The sequence below is a fragment of the Alteromonas genovensis genome (assembly GCF_010500895.1).
Taxonomy (GTDB): domain Bacteria; phylum Pseudomonadota; class Gammaproteobacteria; order Enterobacterales; family Alteromonadaceae; genus Alteromonas; species Alteromonas genovensis.
Map to the genome: position 1 here is coordinate 316,190 of NZ_JAAAWO010000005.1, position 24,104 is coordinate 340,293.

At 42.8% G+C, this 24,104-nt stretch carries 22 protein-coding genes and 1 tRNA gene; 7 read left to right on the forward strand and 16 right to left on the reverse strand.

Features of this window, described 5'->3' with window-relative positions; all coding sequences use genetic code 11:
• Window positions 1-199: 199 nt before the first annotated feature.
• The 4 genes from GTQ48_RS17675 to pnp form a co-directional block, all read right to left on the reverse strand.
• Window positions 200-691: an MATE family efflux transporter gene (locus GTQ48_RS17675; RefSeq protein ID WP_275405628.1), complete on the reverse strand. Its 492-nt coding sequence runs from the start codon at window positions 689-691 to the stop codon at window positions 200-202.
• 18 nt (window positions 692-709) lie between these two features.
• Window positions 710-1,546, reverse strand: coding sequence for an MATE family efflux transporter (locus tag GTQ48_RS17680; protein ID WP_239060057.1), 837 nt, complete (start codon window positions 1,544-1,546; stop codon window positions 710-712).
• Between the two features lie 226 nt (window positions 1,547-1,772).
• On the reverse strand, window positions 1,773-2,066 hold the full coding sequence (locus GTQ48_RS09415; RefSeq protein WP_032096480.1) for a DUF1244 domain-containing protein: 294 nt from the start codon (window positions 2,064-2,066) through the stop codon (window positions 1,773-1,775).
• A 120-nt stretch (window positions 2,067-2,186) separates the two neighbouring features.
• Complete coding sequence (pnp, locus tag GTQ48_RS09420; RefSeq protein ID WP_163106445.1) at window positions 2,187-4,298, reverse strand: polyribonucleotide nucleotidyltransferase; 2,112 nt, start codon at window positions 4,296-4,298, stop codon at window positions 2,187-2,189.
• Window positions 4,299-4,597: 299 nt separating this feature from the next.
• Between pnp and GTQ48_RS09425 the strand changes: the two genes are divergently transcribed.
• A complete protein-coding gene (locus tag GTQ48_RS09425) occupies window positions 4,598-5,149 on the forward strand; it encodes an HNH endonuclease (RefSeq protein WP_163106446.1) in 552 nt (183 codons plus the stop codon).
• On the opposite strand, the gene GTQ48_RS09430 is transcribed toward GTQ48_RS09425, so the two are convergent.
• The 3 genes from GTQ48_RS09430 to proB all read right to left on the reverse strand — a co-directional run bounded on the left by GTQ48_RS09430 (window position 5,146) and on the right by proB (window position 8,622).
• A complete protein-coding gene (locus tag GTQ48_RS09430) occupies window positions 5,146-6,093 on the reverse strand; it encodes a mechanosensitive ion channel family protein (RefSeq protein WP_338023303.1) in 948 nt (315 codons plus the stop codon). The two genes, GTQ48_RS09425 and GTQ48_RS09430, sit on opposite strands and share 4 nt — an antisense overlap.
• Window positions 6,094-6,268: 175 nt before the next feature.
• Complete coding sequence (locus GTQ48_RS09435) at window positions 6,269-7,516, reverse strand: glutamate-5-semialdehyde dehydrogenase (RefSeq protein ID WP_163106447.1); 1,248 nt, start codon at window positions 7,514-7,516, stop codon at window positions 6,269-6,271.
• Window positions 7,513-8,622, reverse strand: coding sequence for a glutamate 5-kinase (gene proB, locus GTQ48_RS09440; RefSeq protein ID WP_163106448.1), 1,110 nt, complete (start codon window positions 8,620-8,622; stop codon window positions 7,513-7,515). The genes GTQ48_RS09435 and proB overlap by 4 nt, the downstream gene beginning before the upstream one ends.
• Window positions 8,623-8,923: 301 nt before the next feature.
• Here proB and GTQ48_RS09445 point away from each other — a divergent pair, with 301 nt between their 5' ends.
• The 3 genes from GTQ48_RS09445 (at window position 8,924) to GTQ48_RS09455 (ending at window position 11,767) form a co-directional block, all read left to right on the forward strand.
• Window positions 8,924-9,208, forward strand: coding sequence for a hypothetical protein (locus tag GTQ48_RS09445; protein ID WP_163106449.1), 285 nt, complete (start codon window positions 8,924-8,926; stop codon window positions 9,206-9,208).
• Window positions 9,209-10,255: 1,047 nt separating this feature from the next.
• Window positions 10,256-10,837 carry a hypothetical protein gene (locus GTQ48_RS09450; RefSeq protein ID WP_163106450.1) on the forward strand — a complete coding sequence of 194 codons (582 nt, stop codon included), beginning with the start codon at window positions 10,256-10,258 and terminating at the stop codon, window positions 10,835-10,837.
• A 99-nt stretch (window positions 10,838-10,936) separates the two neighbouring features.
• Complete coding sequence (locus GTQ48_RS09455; protein WP_163106451.1) at window positions 10,937-11,767, forward strand: HAD family hydrolase; 831 nt, start codon at window positions 10,937-10,939, stop codon at window positions 11,765-11,767.
• A 160-nt stretch (window positions 11,768-11,927) separates the two neighbouring features.
• Here GTQ48_RS09455 and GTQ48_RS09460 read toward each other — a convergent pair whose 3' ends face one another.
• Both GTQ48_RS09460 and GTQ48_RS09465 read right to left on the reverse strand, forming a co-directional pair.
• Window positions 11,928-12,632 carry an SDR family NAD(P)-dependent oxidoreductase gene (locus tag GTQ48_RS09460; protein ID WP_163106452.1) on the reverse strand — a complete coding sequence of 235 codons (705 nt, stop codon included), beginning with the start codon at window positions 12,630-12,632 and terminating at the stop codon, window positions 11,928-11,930.
• Window positions 12,633-12,683: 51 nt separating this feature from the next.
• Complete coding sequence (locus tag GTQ48_RS09465) at window positions 12,684-13,214, reverse strand: DUF2878 domain-containing protein (protein WP_163106453.1); 531 nt, start codon at window positions 13,212-13,214, stop codon at window positions 12,684-12,686.
• 193 nt (window positions 13,215-13,407) lie between these two features.
• Between GTQ48_RS09465 and GTQ48_RS09470 the strand changes: the two genes are divergently transcribed.
• The 3 genes from GTQ48_RS09470 (at window position 13,408) to GTQ48_RS09480 (ending at window position 17,039) form a co-directional block, all read left to right on the forward strand.
• The gene (locus GTQ48_RS09470) at window positions 13,408-15,036 is read left to right on the forward strand and encodes a diacylglycerol kinase family protein (RefSeq protein ID WP_163106454.1); all 1,629 of its coding nucleotides are present in this window, start codon (window positions 13,408-13,410) and stop codon (window positions 15,034-15,036) included.
• An 8-nt stretch (window positions 15,037-15,044) separates the two neighbouring features.
• Window positions 15,045-16,397 (forward strand): NADP-specific glutamate dehydrogenase, encoded by a 1,353-nt coding sequence (gdhA, locus tag GTQ48_RS09475; protein WP_163106455.1) that lies wholly within the window; start codon window positions 15,045-15,047, stop codon window positions 16,395-16,397.
• A 201-nt stretch (window positions 16,398-16,598) separates the two neighbouring features.
• Complete coding sequence (locus tag GTQ48_RS09480; RefSeq protein WP_163106456.1) at window positions 16,599-17,039, forward strand: hemerythrin domain-containing protein; 441 nt, start codon at window positions 16,599-16,601, stop codon at window positions 17,037-17,039.
• Between the two features lie 312 nt (window positions 17,040-17,351).
• Here GTQ48_RS09480 and GTQ48_RS09485 read toward each other — a convergent pair whose 3' ends face one another.
• The 7 genes from GTQ48_RS09485 to folP all read right to left on the reverse strand — a co-directional run bounded on the left by GTQ48_RS09485 (window position 17,352) and on the right by folP (window position 23,917).
• Window positions 17,352-17,510: a YqaE/Pmp3 family membrane protein gene (locus tag GTQ48_RS09485; RefSeq protein WP_032096492.1), complete on the reverse strand. Its 159-nt coding sequence runs from the start codon at window positions 17,508-17,510 to the stop codon at window positions 17,352-17,354.
• Window positions 17,511-17,779: 269 nt separating this feature from the next.
• A complete protein-coding gene (locus GTQ48_RS09490; RefSeq protein WP_163106457.1) occupies window positions 17,780-20,074 on the reverse strand; it encodes an EAL domain-containing protein in 2,295 nt (764 codons plus the stop codon).
• Window positions 20,075-20,377: 303 nt separating this feature from the next.
• Window positions 20,378-20,463 (reverse strand) — tRNA-Leu (locus GTQ48_RS09495).
• 10 nt (window positions 20,464-20,473) lie between these two features.
• A complete protein-coding gene (gene secG / locus GTQ48_RS09500) occupies window positions 20,474-20,890 on the reverse strand; it encodes a preprotein translocase subunit SecG (protein ID WP_163106458.1) in 417 nt (138 codons plus the stop codon).
• Window positions 20,891-20,900: 10 nt separating this feature from the next.
• Window positions 20,901-21,644 carry a triose-phosphate isomerase gene (gene tpiA, locus GTQ48_RS09505; protein ID WP_163106459.1) on the reverse strand — a complete coding sequence of 248 codons (744 nt, stop codon included), beginning with the start codon at window positions 21,642-21,644 and terminating at the stop codon, window positions 20,901-20,903.
• Window positions 21,645-21,739: 95 nt separating this feature from the next.
• Window positions 21,740-23,083 carry a phosphoglucosamine mutase gene (glmM, locus tag GTQ48_RS09510; RefSeq protein WP_163106460.1) on the reverse strand — a complete coding sequence of 448 codons (1,344 nt, stop codon included), beginning with the start codon at window positions 23,081-23,083 and terminating at the stop codon, window positions 21,740-21,742.
• A 12-nt stretch (window positions 23,084-23,095) separates the two neighbouring features.
• Window positions 23,096-23,917, reverse strand: a complete 822-nt coding sequence (folP, locus tag GTQ48_RS09515) for a dihydropteroate synthase (RefSeq protein WP_163106461.1) — start codon at window positions 23,915-23,917, stop codon at window positions 23,096-23,098.
• Window positions 23,918-24,104: the final 187 nt, after the last annotated feature.

Consider the following 24,104-nt stretch of genomic DNA (forward strand, 5'->3'; position numbering starts at 1 on the left):
GCAAAGGACTAATAAAGAATAATCGTTACAAAACGTTAAAGCACGATGCAACGTCAAGGAGTAGCCGCTGGTGTGGCTCGAGACACATTAGTACAACCCTCCCTTTATTATTCTCAACTTAGTAGGTTTGAGTCGTAATTTTCTTTGCTGTAGGAGCTCTTTTTAGGCACTTTTTTAGACGCTTTTTCTAGGAGTCTTTTTAGGAGCTAGGGCCCTTAACTCGATTAATTTCTCTAGTGGTATAGAAGAAAGCAATAATGGCGCTCAAGATAACCACAGTCACTATGGTGTAGAACATGGATACCATGGGATAGTCCCACATCACAATGAGCACATAATTAATGGAGGCAGGCACAACAAGCTGTCGGGCAATCCCAAGATACATAGGAAACATGGGCTTTTGCATTGCCTGCAAAATAGCCACACTCTGAAACAAAACAACGTACGCATAAAACGCTAACGTATCAATTCGAAGGTAAGTGACGCCTGTATTTTTAATGGCACTGTCGTCGCTGAAAAGACCCATTGCCATTGGCGATAGAAAATACATCACCGGAATAGAAACAACTGCCATTAAGAAACCGATTAACAATCCTTTTCGGTACGTCTGGGCTACTCGGTCGTAAAAACCCACGCCCATATTCTGACCTGCAATAGCCATTACCGCGCTGTTTAAACCTAATGCTGGCAGTAAAAGTACCTGCTCAAGTCAAAGACCAACGGTGTACCCTGCCACGTGTTCGCTCCCGAATTGACCAATAAGCGCGACGGTAATAAACCCACCCAAAATAATTGTGAGCATGTTAAAGCTGGCAGGTAAAATTTGCTTCAGAAGATCGAGCCAACGTTGTTTATCAAAGGTGGGCATTACCGATATATTTAAACGCTTCATAAGTACACGAAGCAGGTAAAAGGCAGTAGCAAACTTTATCACTACGGTAGCCAGTGCTATGCCGCTTACCCCTAAATCAAGGCCGAAGGTAAATAGCGGATTAAGTCCGAAATTCGCAAAAAAACCAATCATCAGGGCGTTGCGATTAGATTTAGTATCTCCCAGTGCCATTAACGCACCAGCGGCACCGAACGATAAAGTGAAGCCTACGGTGCCTGCTAGCGTTACCCATAGATACTCCATCGCCAGTGGCTCAATATTAGGCTCAGCACCAAGCAACACCACTAAGGGGCGCGCCGTAAAGTAACCTAAAATACATGAAAGTGCACTGAAGGCGATGGCAATGCCGCTTACATTATCTAGCCACCCTTTAACTTCGTGAGTCTCTCCTCGTCCAGCCCCGGGCGCAATCATTGCAGACGCACCGGTTTGAATACCAATACCGATTGATAAAAGTAAAAAGAAAACACTTGATGCGATAGATAAGCCTGCGAGCGCATTATCTGACAAATAGCCGGCAAACCAGGTATCCGTGAGGTTATACAAGGTGTTGAAAATCATGCCCGTTGAGGCGGGGATCGCCAAGCGCACCATGTGAGAGAATATGGAGCCTTCCGTCAGCGATGGTTCAGATTTTTTTAAGGCTTCTTGCATTAAGCTTCTCCAGCTATGTCGAGTAGGCGCAGTGACATACGATTTTTAAGCTAATAGAAGCATCGTCCCTTAGAAACACTGTCCCTATATCAACAATAAAAAATCTGTACAAAAATATTGGTTACACAAAAGTTACGTAATCTAAGGGTTTAAGTTTATTATGAGACAACAGACTTTTTGTACTGCTGCCTCAGCGGTATCGAGATGCTTGAGGGAAAGGAAACCCTTACTTGTTTTGTCTTGCCGCTAATTTTTCTAATTGTTCATCAGAAGCCGGCAGCTGGTGATTTTCCTTCCACTGAGAATAAGGCATCTTGTAAACTACTTCACGTGCCGCGTCATAATCTATTTCAACGCCCTTATCGTTTGCAGCAGCTGAGTACCACTTTGCTAAACAATTGCGGCAGAAGTCAGCCAGAATCATTAGGTCGATATTTTGAACATCTTTGTTGGCATCAAGGTGCTCTACTAAGCGACGAAAAACTGCTGCTTCTACTTCGGTTTGCGTTTGTTTATCCATTTTTAATCCTTAGCTGTAAAACTCATTTTCACAAAACAAAAAAGGGAGCCAGGCTCCCTTTTTATAACTTTCTTTTTAACTTCGTTGTTTAACTACGGTGTTTACCGCATTTAAACATACTTACTCTGCGTCGTCAGACTTTGGAGCAGGTTTTTCTAGAAGTTCTTTAATGCTTAAACGTACACGGTTTTGGCGATCAATTTCCATAACCTTAACGTCAACCATTTCGCCTTCTTTAAGATAATCAGTTACTTTGTTCACTCGCTCATGAGCGATTTGTGAAATGTGAACAAGACCTTCTTTACCTGGAAGTACTTCTACGAAAGCACCGAAGTCAACGATGCGGGTAATTTTACCGTTATAGGTTTTACCCACTTCAATTTCAGCAGTCACTTGCTCAATCTTAGCAATAGCGATTTCTGCTTTCGCACGCTCTGTTGCAAAGATTTTGATAGTGCCGTCATCTTCAATTTCGATGTTGGTATCAGATTCTTCAGTAATTTGGCGAATCATTGCTCCGCCTTTACCAATTACGTCACGAATCTTGTCTTGGTCAACTTTCATGGTGTAAATGCGCGGTGCAAATTCACTAAGCTCTTCACGGTGACCGCCAATCGCTTCGTCCATCACTTTAAGAATATGCAAACGGGCTTCTTTAGCTTGCTTAAGCGCAATCTGCATGATTTCTTTAGTGATACCTTCAATCTTTATGTCCATTTGAAGTGCAGTAATACCGTCGGTAGTACCCGCAACTTTAAAGTCCATGTCGCCAAGGTGATCTTCGTCACCAAGGATGTCTGAAAGTACAACAAAGTTTTCGTCGCTCTTCACTAGACCCATTGCAATACCTGCAACTGATGCCTTAATAGGAACACCAGCATCCATTAGCGCAAGTGACGTACCGCACACTGATGCCATAGATGATGAACCGTTAGACTCAGTGATTTCAGATACCACACGTACTACGTACGGGAATTCTTCTTCACTTGGCATAACCGCTTGGATACCACGTTTCGCTAGACGGCCGTGGCCAATCTCACGACGCTTTGGAGACCCAACAAAACCAGTCTCGCCTACACAGTATGGAGGGAAGTTGTAATGAAGCATGAAACGACTGTCGCGCTTGCCTTGAAGCTCGTCAATCATCTGTGCGTCACGTTCTGTACCTAGTGTTGCAGCTACGATTGCCTGCGTTTCACCACGTGTGAACAACGAAGAACCGTGAGTACGTGGAAGAATGCCAGTCGCTACGTCGATAGCACGGATCATCTTAGGATCACGACCGTCAATACGAGGTGCACCTGAAAGAATGCGAGAGCGCACTACGTCAGATTCAAGGTCGTGAAGAAGCTCAAGCACTTCTTTTTGGTCTTGTTCTTCATCTTCAGCAACAATCGCCGCTAGCGCTTTGTCTGTTGCAGCAACTACAGCGTTTTTACGCTCTAGCTTGTCGGAAATTTGGTAAGCCGCCGTCATTTCTGCTTCAGCAAGTGCTTTCACTTTATCTTTAAGCGACGTGTTTTCTTCTTCCGGCTTCCAGTCCCACTTTTCAGTGCCGACTTCTGCTGCGAATTCGTTAACCGCAGTAACGACTGCTTGCATTTGCTCGTGACCGTACATAACGGCGCCAAGCATAGTGTCTTCTGAAAGCACAGCGGCTTCAGATTCAACCATTAATACTGCCGCTTCAGTACCAGCAACAACTAAATCAAGCTCACTTGATTCTTGCTCTTCTGCGCGGGTGTTAAGAATGTATTCACCGTTACTGAAACCTACTCGTGCGGCACCAATTGGGCCGTTGAAAGGCATACCAGAAATCGCTAACGCTGCTGATGTACCAATAAGAGAGATGATATCAGTTGGAATATCTGGGTTAGCAGACATTACCGTAATGATGATTTGAACTTCGTTTTTGAAGCCTTCAGGGAAAAGTGGACGAATTGGACGGTCAATAAGACGTGCAATTAACGTTTCACCTTCAGATGGACGGCCTTCACGTTTGAAGAATCCACCAGGAATTTTACCTGCAGCATACGCTTTTTCTTGGTAATTAACTGTTAGAGGAAAGAAGTCTTGATTCGCATTTGCTTCTTTCTTGCCAACTACCGATACCAATACAGACGTGTCGTCCATACTCGCTAAAACCGCTGCTGTTGCCTGACGAGCGATTACGCCCGTTTCTAGAGTTACAGTATGCTGACCATACTGAAATGATTTAGTAATAGGAGTCACTATTTGTCCTTTAATTTCAATCTTTATTTATCGCTTTTAATTGCGGCGGTTAGTATAGCTATGAACGCTGAATTTTGCCATCGTCAAATGCGAGCTAACATTGAAATTATTATGTATTTATCTCCCCTATTCCCCACCGCAGCTTTGTGACTGTATTAAATGTGATGACATGGCTATATTTTCATCACAATGCAATAAACTGATGCCATAAAATCGAGTATGCTGGTGTTTGAGCAACGGTCAAAAATAACAACCTCACAAAATAACCGTATAAAACAAATGTGCGTTAAGGGGAATTTATGCTTGTGCTAAGACTGAATAAGGCTGGAATGCCACAAGAGTGGATAGATATAGAACACGCCGCCAAACTGTATTGTCAGGACAAGGTATTGTTTGAACTTGGTAAAGACGCCATCACGCTTAAAGGAGGCTGGAATCACGCTGGCATTCAAAGTGAGCTGCCGTTATCGAGTATCATAGCTTGCGATGGCAAGGTCACTGATATGAGCGGAAAAATTGCGTTAACTAATAAGTACCTTTTTCGCCGCGATAATTACATGTGCCTTTATTGCGGTACACAGTTTGCGCCAAAACAGCTTACTCGCGATCATATTCTACCCCGCTCTCGGGGCGGTAAAGACAACTGGACTAACGTTGCCTCTGCCTGTCAGCGATGCAACCACGCCAAAGGCGCAAAAACACCTGAAGAAGCTAGCATGCCCTTACTCGCCGTTCCTTTCAGACCAAACGTTTATGAGCGTTTTTACTTGATGAACAGGAAAATTCTCGCAGACCAGATGGCTTTTTTACAAAATCATTTCACTCGAAATCGGCAATGGACATGTAGTTAGAAACCACCGCCACCAGCTGATGGCTGTGTTGCAGCACCAAGGTGTTGCGGCACCCCGATAGCGGCTTGCTCTGGGGTATTGCCCAGTAAGTTGTCCTCTTTCATCGCTCTAAACCATAGACTTAGCCAATCTGAACACATCTTGTGTTCCAATTCATGAGCTTCGGCGGTGGGGCAAAACAAACTCACTTTAACCACGACTTTTGCTAATTCGTTGGTCTTAATTTCAACTTCAGGGTCAATACGAATAAACTCTTGTTCTAGGTGACGCTCAATTAATCCTTTATACCTTTCAGCAACATCGCGAAAGTATTCGCAGTGTGCTTGCGCTCTGGCGTGAAATGCAGGCAATAAACTGTAAGCGTTAACGGTGGGTTCATTAACGATTTCAAAGGAATGCAGTCTGTAGCGGCGCATAAAGTTGAGGTTTTTGACAGTCTGTGTCACTAGCTGGCTATTAGGCACATAAACATGCTTGCCGGTAAAGTTGAAGCTTTCTGGGTCAACCTCTAATAATGCAGTTTTCGCCCAGTCCATTTCGACAACTTCACCAATCACGTTATTCATTTGGATCCAGTCACCCACACGAAACGGTCTGGCGCTAAGGTAGTAGATAAACCCCATGAAGCACTGAATAAACTCTCTGGTAGCCAGTACTATGGCTACCATGAATGCCGCTATGGATATGGCCAAGGTTTGTATTTCTGATGACCACACTACCATCAGCAAGATTATGATGAATGCATTGCCTAGCTGCTCAAGAATGTTGATTTGGTTTCGTCGGTCCTCGCCGTGGCGAGTACTTCTATGTTTAATGAGACGTAGAAGCCCTTTTTTTACATAGTGAAGCATTACGAGCAATAAAATAGAGGCCACTAGTTTGTATTCGTTCGCATAAGCAATAAGTTGCTGCCATAGCTGTTCTGGCTCTATCATTATCTGCACGCATGTACTCCGAGACGTAATTTGAAAATTTAGTAAAAAAAAAGCGCTGACGAGTGTCAGCGCTTTGCATTATGAAGCACGCAACTAGTTGGCACAATGCCGACCAGTCTGAATCCCATAGGAATATCAAAAGAATGTCATAAGTAACACCTTATGATGTCTATGGAAATGGGGTTTACGCGCGAATTTGACCTTCGCCATTAACCAAATATTTTTCCGACGTGAGCGATTCAAGACCCATTGGTCCATAGGCATGCAGCTTGGTTGTTGCAATACCAATTTCGGCACCTAAACCTAGTTGACTACCATCTGAGAAACGCGATGATGCATTTACCATTACCACACTGGCATCAACGGCACGTTGGAAAAGCTTCGCTTTTGCTTTGTCTTTCGTGCAGATTACTTCAGTATGATTACTACCGAATTGTGCAATATGGTCGATGGCACCGTCAAAATCATCAACCACGCGAATGGCAATTTCAAGGCCAAGATACTCTTCACCGTAGCCACTTTCGTCGATAACATCTGCGCCTTCAAAGTAAGAAGCGCCTTTGCTGTCTACGTGAACTTTTACGTTGTGCTCTTTAAACGCCTGAGCGACGCGAGGCAAAAACTCACCAGCAACGGCTTGGTGAACAACTAACCCTTCTAAAGCGTTACATACGCCCGTACGCTGCGTCTTACCGTTAAGTAAAATTTCTAGCGCATTGTCTAAGTCGGCATCGCTGTCTACGTAAAGATGGCATACACCTTTAAAGTGCTGGATAACTGGCACTTTTGAGTTCTCAGTTACATAGTTAATAAGCCCTTCACCACCGCGAGGGATTATCACATCAATGTAGTCTCTCTGTTCCATGAGTTCTTGCATCAGCGCACGGTCAGGATTTGGCACCACGGTTACAAGGGCTTTTGGCAAGTTGTGCTTTTCAAGAGTCTCTTGCATTAGCTCTGCTATCGCAAGGCTGGTATCTAGCGCTTCTTTACCACCACGCAGTATTACCGCGTTACCCGATTTGAAGCATAGAGCACCAGCATCTGCTGTTACATTTGGGCGTGCTTCATAAATCATGCACACTACACCAAGAGGTATACGCATTTTCTTAATTTCGATGCCATTAGGACGCGTGCCGAACACACGTTCTTTGCCCACTGGATCGTCAAGTTCAACGATAACTTCGATGCCTTCGGCCATTGATTCAATGCGCTCATCGTCAAGGATCAAACGGTCAATCATTGCAGCGTCTAGATTATTTTCTTTAGCTCGTGCAACTTCTTTCTCATTCACAGCAATAATTTTGTCTTTATTTGCTCGAATCGCTGCAGCCATGTCAGTTAACACCGCGTTTTTCTGGCTCTCATCCAAAATTGCCAGTGTACGTGCAGCTTGTTTTGCTTGTTGTGCTAACTCAGTAATAATACTCATTCTTTCTCCAGGTTTGCTACGTGCTGATCAGAAATAATTGGCCCTGTCTTCTCTTCGAATTCATGGGCAAACTCATCACTTTCCTGATTAGCAATAAAATTCAATAAACAGCTACTGTAATTCGATTTGGCTTTAACAAGTTTCGTTCCGTCTTCTTTTCGAACCAATATGGTATCGCCCACTGAAAACTCGCCGTTTACACCGATAATTTCGCTGCTTGTCAGTTGGTCGCTGTCCGTTATCAACGTGCCGTCAAAGTTACCTTCAATAATAACTTCACCTTGGGCGTTTGATGTGTGACGCATCCAATGTTCATTTTCTTTCATTGGTTTTTTGAACGGTCTAAAGTGCGTGCCAGGGTTTTCACCGGCCAACAGCATATTAAACGACAATTCTGTAAAACCATTAATTATGTAGGTGTCTATGCCATGTGACACTGCTTTTTCTGCAGCTTCAATTTTGGTGCGCATACCGCCGGTACCAACGCCACCTTTCACTGCACCGCCGGCCATGGCGTAAATACTTTCATCAATGGTATCCACCGATTTAAGCATCTTTGCATCATCGTGTTCGTGTGGGTTTTTATTGTACAACCCATCAATGTCAGAGCATATTATTAGTGCATCAGCATCCGCTGCTGCTGCAACCATTGCTGACAAGTTGTCGTTATCGCCAACTTTCAACTTGTCAGTCGTAACCGTATCGTTTTCGTTTACGATTGGTAGAATGTTGTTATAAAGAAGACTGAAAATAGTTTCCCTGATACTGACATAACGCTCTCTGTCACGCAGATCGGCGTGTGTTAGCAGCATTTGAGCAGACGGAAAATCGAACAATCTATCCCAGGTTGCAATCATTTCTGTTTGCCCTGCAGCAGCCATAGCTTTTTTGACCGCTATGTTAGATTTTTCTTGATCTGCAAACATGTGTGAACCTGCAGCCACTGACCCCGAGGAAACTAAAACAACCTGGGTACCATTGGCTCTACAGCGCACGATGAATTGCGCAATGCTAAGTAAGTAGTGACTACTACACCCCTGTTGATTAGGTGCAATTAGTGCGCTTCCCACTTTGATAACTACGCGATTCCAATTTGGATGACTCATAATAAATATCTAACCTTTAGATTGTTGATTCGCAAATTCTTGACCGGCGCTTTATCTATCGATGTTCTTGAGCAGTGCAGTTAATTGCAATGCTCTTAAATACTCATTATCAAGTATTAAAACGCGATTGGCGTTAGCCGGCCTTGAAGCAACTGCAAATTGCATGCTCCATAGTAATTTTTAACTTAGTTTTATTAATTTTAGACCATTTTTTTTAAATCACATTCAGCCACGCAGTTCCAATAAACGAAGCGGTTCTGACGGTATTGATAAAAATAATGAATTGGTCTTTGAGAAAACCTTGCGCAGCCTAAGAGACGAACTTACTCCCCTTAGCGCAATGTTGTTACGCACCGACAATAAACCTGCTGCCGTTCGCGAATATTCAATTCGTGAACGTGTTGTTGGTGAGCAAGCCGTGCATGTTGTAGTGCTTGAAGGCAAAAAATGTGGCAGAGACGATTTTTCTGCTCCGCTTTTAAGCTGTCCGTTTACTGAAGCATTCGCTACGTTACTTTTTATCGGGCGGTGTGCAAACACGCCTTTACCTAGCAATGTTGTCGAAAACGCTGCCAGCGATATGTAACTTTCAGATGTCATATAGTGAACAAAGTCCTCTTCAGCTTCGGGAATCTAATCATTATGTTCCAGCTCAAGCAACGTGCATGCCTTTCTAGCAAAATGCTATTTACATCGAGCAATAATCATTAGAGTTCAAACAATATATAGATTTTTGAGAATATTTCAAGCGCAAATTATGCTCAACTTGCAGTCAGTACTAGTAGCATGATGTTTTACGTTTAACGTGTTTCACGAACAACATTGGTTCAAAAATTAAATTTTTTTGTTAATTTTCATATGATTAAAAAACACTTATTTACTATGAAACAATACAATCAGCTATAATCTTAAACAAAATTTAACCAGTTACATAGATAACAAAACATTTGCGTCTTAAATGAAACAAACCACCCTTCCTGAACAAATAACATTCCAAAGAAGCTATCCCTTGGCTTTTAGGAACATCCTAAAACAGTTTTATGACAACAAATGAATCGCCGAAATCTTAATGAAAAATAGCTCTAATTCTCACTGATTGCGTTTTTTTAACTTCGAGTGAAGTAAAATATTGGAGCGTGCTGGCATAATCATCTACTGTCGAATTTACCGTGTTATTTTTGCAAATGTTGTGAAAAACCGACACACAATCATCCTTATGTTGAGCCTCTATTACGATTGAATGTGAAGCGGCTTGTAGCGTTGAATTCAAATTTCTTGATCAGGAATATAACTTGACTCTTGTGCTTAGTACTTTAAATTCAATAAGATACAGCGATACAACTATTCACCTTTTTTACACATAGCCTCGTCTGAGCAACTCACTACTACTTTGATGCGATAAAATTTATGAACGGAATACATCTTGTATACGTTTATTCATAAGCGAATTAATACAAATGAATCGATATTGCACTTCAACTGCACAGCGTTCATGCCCGACATGCTACTTAATTGACAATTGTTTGATTAACATCGTTAACGATTAAAGACAAAAATAGGATGTTAAATTTTTATCAAGCAATTTTCGGGTTTGCGTGAAGGCAGCTGTAAGTTTTGAAATATGGGAGTTCCAATGAAAAGCAACAGCCAGAATACAACTACGTCACAAGAGAGTAGCAACCCCAATATACGAGCAGCGATTGTCTCAAGTGACAAGCTCCAGGTTGCTGCTATATTTGACACTACTGACGAGGCAAAAATTGCTTTGAGACGGGTTGAAGAAGAAACAAACGTTGCCTCGCACCAAAGCGAGTTGATAGAGCCTTGTGACCCCAAATTGAGCGAAAAGTTGGAGCAGAAATCTTCATCTATAGCAAACACCCTTTGGACGTCGCATCTTGCGCTTTCTGGGATAGGGTTTGTCATAGGTATGATTGCTGCGTTTCTACTAACGCAGTACGGACCAGCACTTACGCAACAAAATCCTTGGTTTACGCACATCGCCCTCATAAGCCCTGGTACATTTATTGGTATGTTTGTGGCGGGCTTAATTGCTCTGCGACCAGATCGCAACGAAATTGTTTTGAATGTGAGTGATGCCGCTCGTAACGGAAAGTCGGCATTAATTATTAATTTACATAAATCACAATCCGCAAAGACGATTTCAGGTTTGCTACAGCAACAAAGCAACAATGTAGTGCAATCGATTAAATAAGTTACATAGACCTTCCGTTCTATTAAACTATTGAGTAAAGATCCCGTATCATGGGATCTTTATCATATTGCCCTCACCTACATCGACCGGACAGTATCTATGGATTTAATTTTTTTTGATTTAGACGGAACGTTACTGAACAAGTCGTCCGAAATATCGGATTACACCAGAGAGACACTAGCACTTCTCAGTGAACGCGATATTGCATACACCGTGGCAACTGGGAGGACAATGCACTCTGCACAGCATGTGATTGGGCAGCAACCATTTGTACTACCCCATATATACAACAATGGCGTCGCCATCTGGGACCCTACTGGCAATGCTCTTACACTTGAAAACCTACTTAATGACAACGAAGCCGCCACAATTATTGAGTGTGCTACTCGTAATGGAATTACGCCTTTTATCAATACGGTGGATGTAAACACGCAACATCACGACCACATCATATTTCATCACGCACCGCAGCATGAGATTGAGAAAAACCTCATCAATAAATATTTTTCAAAAACAAAAGCAGCCCTACTACCATTTGACCACATGCCGGCCCAGGCGCATATTACCAATATCAGCATGATAGGTGATGGGGATGTTATTCGGGGAATGTGGAACGAGCTTAATGCCAACGAGGGCCTAATTGCCTATTCAGGCCCTGCAATTGAAGGCGATGGATATCGATGGATGGATGTGCATCACGAACTCGCCAGCAAGGGTAGTGCCGTTGAAATATTAAAGCAGCAATTAGGGGCGACAAATGTAATCTGCTTTGGAGACAGCGATAACGATATGAGTATGTTTTCCATAGCGGATGAGGCTTACGCACCAAGTAATGCGAAAGCGCCCATCAAGGAGGCTGCATCATCCATCATAGGCCATCATCATGAGGATGGTGTTGCACGATTTTTGAGAGAGCGATTTTCGCTATAACCAGTACGTACGCCACAGTGCTATTTCGGCAAAGCTTTACTAAGAAAGAAATTTGCCAAACCATAGCGCCACGATGCTTCTATACGTAGAGGACTGCCTCTACAAGCAGAAGGTTGCCTTAAACATTGGCAGCCTTCTAAATTGCATTTACGAATCACTTTTACCAAGCAATTTCTTTTCGATCTTTAAAGAACTTGCCATTGGGTACATCGTCTGCCAACGTTGCTAGCCATATTGCAGTATCGGCCCCCTCCTCAGGGGTTTTTGGTGCATCTGCCCCCCCCATCCTCGTGTGCACCCAACCTGGAGTCATACTGTTTACCGCAACATCAATCTCTTTATCTTCTTTTGCATTGTCTACTACCGCAGCCATCTTCACGGTTAGTGCGTTAACGGCTGCTTTTGATATTGCATAAGAAAATGGACCTGCTAGGGATTCATGAAAACTACCATAGCTAGAATTGACGTTAATAATCCGGCCAAATCCTCGCTCTATCATTTTCGGGAGGGACTGCTGAATTAATGTTAACGGTGCGAAAACGTTGACTTGCATAGACGATGCAAATGACTCGGAGGTCACGTCTGTCCACTGGGTATCGTCTAACACGCCAGCGTTATTAATCAAAATATCAATAGGCCCATATACCGCTTCTGCTCTCGTAAATGCGTCTACAATGGCAGACTCATTGTCCAAAGGCATTTCGATAACGTGGAGATCTCCACCAACAATATCTTTTTTCGCTTCTAGTCCGGCATCTTCGTCTCGACAGCCCATTAACACTTTGTAGCCTTCAGCAACCATGCCTTTGACAATCTCTAAGCCAACGCCCCTATTGCCTCCGGTGACCAAAACATTTTTTGTCATAATCAATACACTCCTTGAGTTGATGGATGTAAAGCCGCGCTTTACCGACGACTATTTCTGGGTGTCTGACGATACAAACACGGTTGATAGATAAAAGCAAAATGGAAACGCAATGCTCCATACTATCCCTATAATTACAAACGTTACAGGCACAGAGAAGCCCAGTTCAACAGCGTCAAAATTAGCCCCTGCAATGTAACTAAGCGGCGCAAAAATGGCGCCACCTAGTGCAGCTAAAAGTGGACGCCCCTTAAACACAGTGAGACTGTGGTACACGGTGCCAGCAAAGCCAGCCCATAGCAAACTGAGCCAAATAGGAATGGGTAGCAAAGAAATATTGGCTTGCGCCTCAGTAAAAATGAAAACGCCTGATACAGTCAGTGCTGTATCGATAAGAGTGCCGATAACAAACATGGATGCCATCAGTTTTAGGTCATTTTGACGTTCCGTTGAAAACCAAAGCCACAGAATGAGTAACCCGACGACTGCAAGAACAGCTTGGTTCTGAAATAAAATCACTAGCCACCAAATGGTTTGAAACCATACAAAATTGGCAACCTTAACAACAACATCGTTTTTCATTGAACTCACTCGTTATTTACGAAACATCAGTTACGACTAGATAACCTCACTTACGACGACAACACAAACAAAGTTCATTATCTACATGAGATGCAACGAATAATGAGGGCCTTAAATTATTTAGAAAAGTAAACGAAATTTAACCCTGTGCTGTATAGATAACTAATTGCAATAACAAAGGATATGTTTCGCCGTGAAGATGGTTAAATATTATATCGCCGGTGCACTACTAGCATTTGCTCTTCTGCTTATTAGTCAATCTATTGTCTTGAAAATTTTACTAGGATGGACTTCGTTTTCTTTAGCAGCGGTGAGCAGTGCTTACATTTTCAACTATCCCTCTCTTTTTAGAAAACGCGATGATGGCTCCATCCCCTTTTATATACGCTGGATTTTCGTTCCTTTCCTATTCGGTTCGTGGCTTTACAACGAATACGCGCGAAGAACTGATAAGGTGCCTCCTCTGCAGAAGGTGAAAGACAATCTTTTTTTAGCATGTCGAATGTCTGGTCAGCATGTTGACCTATTAAATGAAAATGATATTGCCGCCATACTTGATGTCACCGCCGAATTTGATGGTCTTGATTACACCGCGCTGCGCGAAGACTACCAATACCTTAATATTCCTGTACTTGATCATACAAGTCCCACTTCAGAGCAACTTATTCATGCTATCAACTGGATTGATCAACAGATAGCAGCTGAGCGAAATGTGGTTGTGCATTGTGCCTTAGGCAGAGGACGTTCTGTACTCGTGGTTGCGGCTTATTTGTTAGCAAAAGACCCATCGTTAACCGTTGACCAGGCCATGCAGAGTATTAATCAAATACGTGAAACTGCAAGGCTTAACAAGAAACAGTTATCTGCTTTAGAAAAGGTAAAAAAAGGTGGGCTACTTTCTCTACAACAGAATCTATTTCTTATCGCTAACCCCGTAGCGGGGGGCGGCAAATGGTCACAAAACAAAAGCCAGATATTGGCGCGGCTAAACGAAAAATTCAATGTGACCGTAGCTGAAACCACCCCAGATGAAGATGGAAAAGTGCTTGCCCAAAAGGCAAAAGACAAAGGCGCCGATATCGTTGTGGCGTGCGGTGGAGATGGTACCTTGGCAGAGGTTGCCTCAGTACTCGTTAATACACCGCTTACCATGGGCTTTATTCCGTTAGGCACAGCGAATGCACTTAGCCAAGTGCTTCACGGCTACATGAGCAAAGTAATGCCAATTGATATTGCCTGCGACATTATTATCGAAGGTAAAACACTGTCTATTGATACGGCAAGCTGTAATGACAACATCATGTTACTCGTTGCTGCCGTTGGTTTTGAGGAACAAATGATTTCATCCGCAGATAGAGATGAAAAAAATGAAGGCGGTCAATTTGCCTATCTCAAAGGCCTGTGGAGCGCTATCAGTAACAATCAAAATATGAAATTTCGCATTCAAACCGACGAGGGTGAAGAAGATACGTTGACAACGCCAAGTTTTGTAGTGGCCAATGCTGCCCCCATGTCAACGGCGCTAGCTCAAGGTGATGAGCCACCAGATATTACTGACGGAAAGCTTGACCTGACGTGGCTGATACCCCAAACCACACCTGATAAGCAGTTATTGTCGTTGGCAGAATTAATATTGAGACCCAGCGAAAGCAAGCGTCACTCAGAGAATATTCGTCATGCGCAAGCTAAAACAGTCACACTAACTTTCGATAGCACAGTGTCATATGCAGTAGATGGTGAAATCTATCAAGCAGACATCTTGTCAATAACTACCTCTCCTAGAAGCCTCAATGTGCTTACCAATATAGAAAACAAGGAATAAATACCCACATGTCAGACGTCAGTAACTTTGATGAAATTTACGGTTTTTTAAATACAAAATTTGAAAACGAAAAAGAATATCTTCAGGCTGTTCATGAAGTACTAGAAGACATCATTCCAATTTACAATGCCAATAGCGCTTACAAACAGGGAGACGTCGTTCGCCGCCTGTGTTTGCCAGAGCGTGTTATCTATTTCACGGTTTCCTGGGTAAGCTCAGAAGGAAACGTAGAAGTTAATCAAGGTTGGCGCGTGCAGCATAACGGCGCAATGGGCCCATACAAGGGGGGATTAAGGTTTCATCCAACGGTGAATCTTTCAGTACTGAAGTTTTTGGCTTTCGAGCAATGCTTTAAAAACGCATTAACGGGCTTACCAATGGGCGGTGGTAAAGGAGGCTCAGACTTTAATCCTAAAGGTAGAAGCGACCGTGACATTATGCTTTTTTGCCAGGCGTTTATGCGAGAACTTCAACGTCATATTGGTGCCAATACCGATATTCCAGCGGGCGACATCAACGTTGGAGCAAGAGAGATTGGCTACATGTATGGTGAGTATCGCCGATTAAACAACAAGTTTGAAGGCGTTCTCACGGGGAAAGGCCTTGAATTTGGTGGAAGCTATGTGAGAACCGAGGCAACAGGATTTGGCCTTATCTACTTTACTGAGTCGGTGTGTAAGGCCAACGACACAGATCTCAACAATAAGCGCGTTGTGGTTTCTGGTGCGGGTAATGTTGCCCTGCACGCTGCGCAAAAAGCCATTCAAAAAGGCGCGCGTGTTGTCACACTATCAAACAGTCGCGGGTTGTTGTTTTGCGACGAGGGCTTCAGCGAAGCTGACATCGCGTGGGCTATCAAACAACACACCACATCAGACAATATATTGGTCGCACTTGAAAAAAGAGGCGCTGGAGTGTGGTTTGAAAAGAAAACCCCTTGGCATATTAAATGTGATATCGCCCTACCCTGTGCAACACAAAATGAGCTTCACGAAGCCGACGCAAAAGAGCTATTGAAAAATGGATGTACTATGGTGCTAGAAGGGGCAAATATGCCTTGTAGTATAGAAGCTCAAGAAGCGTTCATTAGCAAAAATATAGCCTATGTACCTGGTAAAGCATCCAACGCAGGTGGCGTTGCCCTTTCGGGTTTAGAAATGTCGCAAAATGCGATGTTTAGTCAACGTAGTGCCCACATTCTCGATGAAGAGCTACAGTCTATTATGCAAAGTATTCATGAGCGTTGCCTTGAGGAAGCCAAATTGCTAGCTAATCGAAACGGTTACATTAACTACATGAAAGGCGCCAACATCGCCGCGTTTAGAAGATTAGCGGATGCTATTGTTGCACAAGGCGTGTAAACCAACAGTGTATAATTCCTTTTGAAAGATTAGGCGTACAAAGTGTAAAAACTGCTCACATTTGTACGCCCACATCAAGCGCCCGATTTAATTCAAATAAAATCGCATAATATTCAATGAGATACAAAATTCAGCATTATGGAATGGTTATCGCATTACACTATATAAGTAATTGAATATTTAATTAATGAGGAACTAACTGTGAAAATCTTTGAAGCATTACGTCAAGACCATGAGAAGCAACGCCTACTGCTTAAAATTCTTGCAGAGACAAGTGGCAATACCCCTGCCCGTCAAGAATATTTCGAAGAACTTAAACAACAGCTTGAGAGCCACGCTATTGCTGAGGAACGTCATTTTTATACTCATCTTCTTGAGAAAGACGCGACGATAGATTTAACGCGGCATGGAATTGCAGAGCATCATGAAATTGATGAGCTTATCGCAAAGTTAGACGATACCGATATGAGTTCACCTGCATGGCTGCATCATTTAAAAGTGCTTCAGGGAAAAGTTGAGCACCATTTAGCTGACGAAGAGCAAGAGTTCTTTCACGTAGCGGGAAGAGTGCTTAATGAACACCAAAAGACCGAACTAGCGGCAGGTTATAAGAAAGAAATGAACCAAGAGTTAGCGTCTTAACTCGCCAATACCTAATGCAAGTGTTAAGAGCTGAAAAACCCTCTATATATGACGTGAGAGCCATACATAGAGGGTTTTTGCATACTGGCTTTAATCCATAATATGAAGCAATGACTTTTTGGGTGCAAGTACGAAAATGTCTTTACCTAAATACGTATTTCGAAGCTCACACTCTTAAGTGCACATTCCTTCGAACACATAACAATTCACTTTATTGCAAAAGCGTTGGTAAAAAACACGCAACAAAAAAGCCAGTGACAGAAATCATATTTCTGTCACTGGCTTTTTAAAGTTTGACCTTTTATACCTTCACTATTTTTTCGCGATGATATAAACCGCATGAATTACGCCTGGAAAATAACCAAGAATAGTAAGCAGTATGTTTATCCAGAAGTGGGCGCCAATGCCTACTTGCAAAAACACACCTAATGGAGGAAGTAAGATTGATAGTAGTACGCGTATGATGTCCATAATAAATTCCTTGTTTGTTCTTAATTTCGTTCTTTGCTATTTTTTAGCTAAATATGCAGCTAATTAGTGAGTAATGAAACCACATAATGCTCAAATTGCTTTAACTCTTTAGTTTAAAAACACTAGACCGTAAAAGCGTTCTAAACGCTTAGCACTTAGCACCTAGTTCTTAAATAAAGCATAATACGTTCCAGTATTACCAAAAAGTAATAATAATTGTGATTAACGCCTTTTGTTCCATATAGAAGCGCGCATCTTTCTTATTCAATTTACTTTTTGAATGGTGAATTAAGCAGCCATACTTCTAAGTCTTCTCGCTTCAAAGGCCTACTTATAAAGTACCCCTGGGCCTCGTCGCACCCCCATTCTTTCAAAATGCGTAAAGACTCTTCATCCTCCACCCCTTCTGCAACCACTCTTAAGTCGAATATGCTGGCTAAGCTTAAAATAGTGTGAACGATTTGCTGATCGTTATCTTGGGTTGCGAGCGCCAAAATGAAACTTTTATCTATTTTGATTGATTCAACCGGTAAATTTTTCAAATAGGCCAGTGAAGAGTAACCTGTACCAAAATCATCGATAGCAAAGCGAAACCCTAAAGCTCTTAGCGATGATAGATTCTCTACTGCAAGGGTTGCATCAGAGACTAAATCGCTCTCTGTTATTTCAAGCTGAAGTGACGCAGGTGATAGTCCTTTCTCTGTCAAAAAAGCAACCAATTCATTGAGTAAGGCTTTGTTCTGTATGTCTTGTGTTGACAGATTCATCGCGATGGTAAAATCGTAATATTGTTCTCTGAAATAGGCCAGATCTGAAATAGTTTGGCGCATTACCCACTTAGTCACTTGCTCGATAAGACCAGCCTGCTCAGCGATGGCAATAAATTCATCCGGTGCAACATGGCCTAATTTACTGTTATTCCAGCGTATTAGTGCTTCCATGCTGCATACCTTCATCGAACGTAAATCTATCTTAGGTTGATATACCATAGATAGCTCATCTTGCTGAGTTGCAAGGGCACGCTTTAACTCAGTCGTAATTGATAGGCGTCTATTATAGTTAGCCTCTAACTCTGCACTATAGTGAACTGACCAAGCACCTGTTCGAATGGCTTTGTCAGACACAATATTGAGCTTCCTAAAGAGCTCTTCCGTGGTATGCGCATCTTCAGGACACGATAATACCGCCATAGCCACTTTGACAGGAATCGTTATCAAGTTACTTTCAACGGGCTGTTCAAGAATATGTTTTAACGTTTCAAGTTGATTATCATTCAGGGGCTCATCGGTGACGTAAATAACCTCACCGCCGGCTAAGCGCGCAGATGTGCCCGGCCAGCGCAATAAACGTCTTGCTAACGTCTTTAATGTATTGTCCCCGTTAGAGTAGCCGTACAAGTCGTTAATAGTTCGAAAGCCAATAACGGTGATAGCAATAACTTGTACCCATTTAGGCTCTCGCATTTGCTCAACAAAATAGCGTTCTAGATAATTGCGATTGAATAATCCCGTTAAATCATCGTGCTGTGCCTGATACCGAATGCTGTCCTCGCGCTGGGAGATGCTCTTCTGCATGCCATCAACCGCTTTTTCCAATGCAACAACTTCGTGGAAATTCCCTGTTTTCTCAAACGTATTTTTATAGCGCCCAGACGCTATATTATTAATAGCTCCTATCACGGAATTCATCGGTATTGTGACCCTTCGTATCCATATCAGGGCAAATAGAGTGATGGTAAAAAGGCCTAAAATATAGAGAGAAAACAAAGTCAGCTGTATTGAGCGAAAGCTCTCCACCTGAGCTGCAACATCCACAAAAAATGTTATCTTTACAGGTGCAATCGATAAGGACTCTAGTGAGACAGTGTGCTCTATGTACTCAGCCGTGTCTAAAAAAGTAATATCGTGCCACCTGATTTGAGAGGCTATAGACTGGCGCGAACCTTTAATATGTTCAGGTAGCGTAGACGCTAAAACTGCACCAGTATTACTATCAATAATGTTGATATATGCGTTTGAAAATGATTCTACGCTTTGAATCACGTCGTCTTGAATATGCCTAGCGATGAGTAAATAGTAGCGAATACCGTTAGATTGTATTGTTTTAAACCTGAGGTACGTCAGCTTCCCGTTAACCATCGCAATGGTTTGCGTTAACCCCATGGCAGCCATTGCAACGCTCTGTTTAGCTTGTTTTCCTGCTTTGAATAGCGGAGAGCTAGAGGCGTTAACAACATGATCTAGATTTACAATCGCTAAATGCACAATGTTCGATGAGCCTCTTTCACGGTTAAAAGAGTTTATGAATGAAGAGGCATCAGAGAGCGTTTTAAGGTTGTTGAGTGCTTCAGAGCCTGTCAGGGCATCAAGCGTGGTGCTAAGTAACCTTTTTTGTTCAGTTATTACTTTTTCTAAAGCGCTTTCGGCAATGAATACTTCTTTGTCCAAATGACTTTTTATCAAGGTGCTAAACGACGTCCACAGTGCGATGAACACGAATAGCGTCGCAATGGTTGCCCCGATAGCGATAAGCCTAGTCAATGATTGGCGAAGACCTGTATGCACGAATACGCCTCTAGTGAATGAGTTTTTGCCGTTTTATGGCGTGTTGCTGCTCTCGCTTTCAAAACAAAATGCAGCAACCCTCGATATATTAGGAAAATAATAGCTGACTTAGCCCCATCAAGACAGGGTAACCATGCTGTTATTACACTTTATTTTGCACTTATTTTTTATTTTGTTACCGATACACAAACGAAGCATACTTTAAAGCCAGCATAAATGAGCGCTTTTCGTAGGTTCTTGATTTGGCAAATGTATATGTAGAGAATAAAAAAAGGGCCAGCATTTCTGCTGGCCCTTTAAAGTTGGTGCGGAAAGCGGGACTTGAACCCGCACGAGCTATGCTCACCACCCCCTCAAGATGGCGTGTCTACCAATTCCACCACTTCCGCAATAAACTGTTTAATCTGGTGTGTCGCTGCTATCAACAACAGGCACATCGTTTTTTGTTTCATCAGAAACTGGGATATCAGATTGTGCTGGCACGTCTTCCACTACCGGCACGTCTGTATCGCCTGGTACTTCCACCGGTGCTTCAACCGCTGCAGGTACGTCTAAATTATTCCACTCATCATCAGCGCTTTCACGGTTTGCAGTCATCGCACCTAGTGACAAGCTTATGAAGAAAAACAAGCCTGCTAAAATTGACGTTGTGCGCGTCATAAAGTTACCAGAGCCGCCTGATCCAAACACTGTGTTTGAGCCGCCTGAGCCAAAAGAAGCACCCATATCCGCACCTTTTCCTTGCTGGATTAATACAAACCCAACCAATAAGAGCGCTACAACTAGATATGCTACTAAAAGCACTTCATATATCATAAATACCTCGTCAGTTTGCCGCTTGGCAAATTGAAATAAAATCTTCAGCTTTTAAACTGGCTCCACCAATTAAACCGCCGTCTACGTCTTTTTGTGAAAACAACGTTTGCGCGTTATCGGGTTTCACACTTCCACCATATAGTATAGGAAGCTTGAGAGCCAAATCTGCGTCCACTTTGTTAAAGTAACCTCGTATAAACTCGTGTACTTCTTGCGCCTGTTCGGGCGTTGCTGTTTTTCCTGTTCCTATGGCCCAAATCGGCTCATAAGCAATAACAGATTTTGACAACTCTTCAACCGAAAGCGTTGAAGTTAATGCATCTAGCTGCTCACCCACAAATTGCTCTACGTTACCCGCTTCGCGAATTTCAAGGGACTCACCTACACAAATAATAGGCGTAACACCGGCCTCAACGCATTTTTTTGCTTTCGATGCGACAAGGTCATTTGATTCCTGCTGGTCTTCCCTTCTTTCAGAGTGACCGACAATTGCATAACTGCAACCGGCATCTTTAATCATCTCTAGAGACAACTCACCAGTGTGGGCGCCGTTGTCTAGGTGACTTACATTTTGAGCACCTAGAGAAAATGCATCGGCAGAAAAATGATGAAACAGCGTAGACGGTGAACAAACAACTATATTTGCGTCACATTGCACTGTTTTGAGCTTCTCATTGAAGTCAGCAACTAGCGCAGCGCTTCCATTCATTTTCCAGTTTCCAGCAACTAGCGACTGTCTTATTTTTTTACTCACTATGTCGACCTTAGCCCTGTCTTTTAGCGGGCGTGATATTAACTATTTACAACGTAAGATACAAGTATAAAAAGCGAAATTTCCTGCCACACCAATCAATTGGCGAGATTACGAACAGTTTCTGCAATATGCTCAGCCCATTTCTCGGACTTTTGCTCTTCGTTAGATTCAACCATAACTCTTATTAAAGGCTCAGTACCACTTTTTCGCAGTAATACTCTGCCGGTTTTACCCAGTGCTGCCTCAGCTTCCTGTTTTGCATTTTGTACATCTTGATGTGCTAGGTAGTCAATATCTTGCTTTGTATAACGCACATTAACCAAGGTTTGAGGATACATTTCAAATCCGCTGGCTAAATCATGTAAATCCATGTGCGAACGCAGCATAGCGGCGAGCACCTGAAGGCCTGCGACAATACCATCGCCTGTTGAACACATAGACAAGTTAAGTATATGACCTGAGTTCTCTCCGCCAATAGACCAGCCTTTTTGCTGTAGAAGCTCCATGACGTAGCGATCGCCCACATTGCTTCTAGCAAATGGAACCCCCAACTTACTCAATGCGTTCTCTAAGCCAAGGTTACTCATCAATGTACCGACTACACCGCCCTGCATCTGACCATTTTTTAGCGCATCCCGTGCGATGATATAAACAATCTGATCGCCATCAAGAACGTTGCCTAGATGGTCAACCATCATGAGCCTATCACCATCACCGTCTAGGGCAAATCCGAGGTCAGCCCCAGTTTCTTTAACTTTTGCTACAATGCCGTCCATCGCCGTCGCGCCAACTTCATCGTTAATATTCAAGCCATTTGGCGCGGTGCCAATTTCAATAACAGTAGCGCCAAGCTCTCTCAGTACATTAGGCGCAATGTGATAGGTAGCGCCATGGGCGCAATCGACTACTATCTTTATACCAGTGAGAGACAATTCAGAAGGGAACGTGCCTTTGCAAAACTCGATATAACGACCTGCGGCATCATCAATACGGGTTGCCTTACCAAGTTTATCAGACGCAACGCATGTCATTGGTCGCTCAAGCATTTCTTCTATTGCCAATTCAATGTCATCGTCAAGCTTAAAGCCTTGAGCGGAAAAGAACTTTATGCCGTTATCGTAATAAGGATTGTGCGACGCACTGATAACAATACCAGCTTCAGAGCGGAATGTTTTGGTAAGGTAGGCAATAGCAGGCGTCGGCATTGGACCTAAAAGACCTATGTTGATACCCGCCGCTGAAAGCCCTGCTTCTAAAGAAGACTCAAGCATGTATCCAGAAATACGGGTATCTTTACCAATGAGCACTTTATTCGTACCCCGTCCGGCAAGTACTTTACCCGCGGCCCAGCCTAATTTAATGCAAAACTCGGGGTTTATGCTGCTTTCGCCAACCTTCCCGCGAATACCGTCGGTACCAAAATATTTACGCTGACTCATTATTATTCCTTATTACATTTTATTCAGCATTTTCACGATATTCACAGCATCCGCCGTTTCTTGCACATCGTGTACACGTATTATGTGTGCGCCCATTTGAGCGACAATTGTAGCGAGTGCTATGCTTCCAGCCAAGCGTTCGTCCACATTTCTGTCTAATAACTTTCCAATCATAGATTTTCGAGACATGCCCACTAAAACAGGAAGACCTAACGCCATGATATCAGGAAGATATTTCACCAACGCGTAATTGTGTTCAAGTGATTTCCCAAAGCCATAACCAGGGTCTAACAATATAGACGACTTGTCTATTCCAGCACTTTTGCAGGCGTCAATACGCTCAAGTAAAAATTGGCTTACATCTGCGAGTACATCATCGTATTGCGGGTTAGACTGCATGGTTCTTGGTTGACCTAACATATGCATTAAGCATACAGGTACGTTAGCATTTGCAGCCGCAGCTAGCGCGCCTGGTTCGCGAAGCGCTCTTACATCGTTTATCAAACCGGCACCAGCATTAACAGCTTCAGTCATCACCTGCGCTTTGCTTGTGTCTATTGAAATGACACAGTCGCTGTTTGCCGAAATGGCTTCAATAACTGGGATGGTTCTGTCCAATTCTTCTTGAAGCGCCACTTCTTTTGCGCCCGGTCGAGTAGACTCTCCACCGATATCAATAAAAGTAGCGCCCTGCTCAACCATTTTGAGTGCATGCTGAACTGCGTGTTGAATGGAGGTATGTTGTCCCCCATCAGAAAAAGAATCGGGGGTGACATTTAAAATACCCATAATTCGAGGTTCAGAAAGATTGATAGAGTGATTGGCAAACTGCATTAAAAAACTCGTTAATATTTGTAGATTACAGTGTCTATAATAAAAAACGCCAGATTAACTTGGGCTGATACTTTATTAGGGATCTACTTATGTAGATCCCTTTTCATTTATATGCTTAAAATCATGCCTTTAGCATTAGATAATGACCATGAATGTCATTCACGAGCAAGTTTTAATTATTTAATAT

Excerpts from the sequence above, each read along its gene's own strand:
- folP (WP_163106461.1), bottom strand. The coding sequence starts at position 23,917 with ATGCAGTTTGCCAATCACTCTATCAATCTTTCTGAACCTCGAATTATG.
- glmM (WP_163106460.1), bottom strand. The coding sequence starts at position 23,083 with ATGAGTCAGCGTAAATATTTTGGTACCGACGGTATTCGCGGGAAGGTT.
- secG (WP_163106458.1), bottom strand. The coding sequence starts at position 20,890 with ATGATATATGAAGTGCTTTTAGTAGCATATCTAGTTGTAGCGCTCTTA.
- proB (WP_163106448.1), bottom strand. The coding sequence starts at position 8,622 with ATGAGTCATCCAAATTGGAATCGCGTAGTTATCAAAGTGGGAAGCGCA.
- GTQ48_RS09465 (WP_163106453.1), bottom strand. The coding sequence starts at position 13,214 with ATGAAAAACGATGTTGTTGTTAAGGTTGCCAATTTTGTATGGTTTCAA.
- GTQ48_RS17680 (WP_239060057.1), bottom strand. The coding sequence starts at position 1,546 with ATGCAAGAAGCCTTAAAAAAATCTGAACCATCGCTGACGGAAGGCTCC.
- GTQ48_RS09455 (WP_163106451.1), top strand. The coding sequence starts at position 10,937 with ATGGATTTAATTTTTTTTGATTTAGACGGAACGTTACTGAACAAGTCG.
- GTQ48_RS09460 (WP_163106452.1), bottom strand. The coding sequence starts at position 12,632 with ATGACAAAAAATGTTTTGGTCACCGGAGGCAATAGGGGCGTTGGCTTA.
- GTQ48_RS09415 (WP_032096480.1), bottom strand. The coding sequence starts at position 2,066 with ATGGATAAACAAACGCAAACCGAAGTAGAAGCAGCAGTTTTTCGTCGC.
- GTQ48_RS09435 (WP_163106447.1), bottom strand. The coding sequence starts at position 7,516 with ATGAGTATTATTACTGAGTTAGCACAACAAGCAAAACAAGCTGCACGT.
- GTQ48_RS09425 (WP_163106446.1), top strand. The coding sequence starts at position 4,598 with ATGCTTGTGCTAAGACTGAATAAGGCTGGAATGCCACAAGAGTGGATA.
- GTQ48_RS09485 (WP_032096492.1), bottom strand. The coding sequence starts at position 17,510 with ATGGACATCATACGCGTACTACTATCAATCTTACTTCCTCCATTAGGT.
- GTQ48_RS09450 (WP_163106450.1), top strand. The coding sequence starts at position 10,256 with ATGAAAAGCAACAGCCAGAATACAACTACGTCACAAGAGAGTAGCAAC.
- gdhA (WP_163106455.1), top strand. The coding sequence starts at position 15,045 with ATGTCAGACGTCAGTAACTTTGATGAAATTTACGGTTTTTTAAATACA.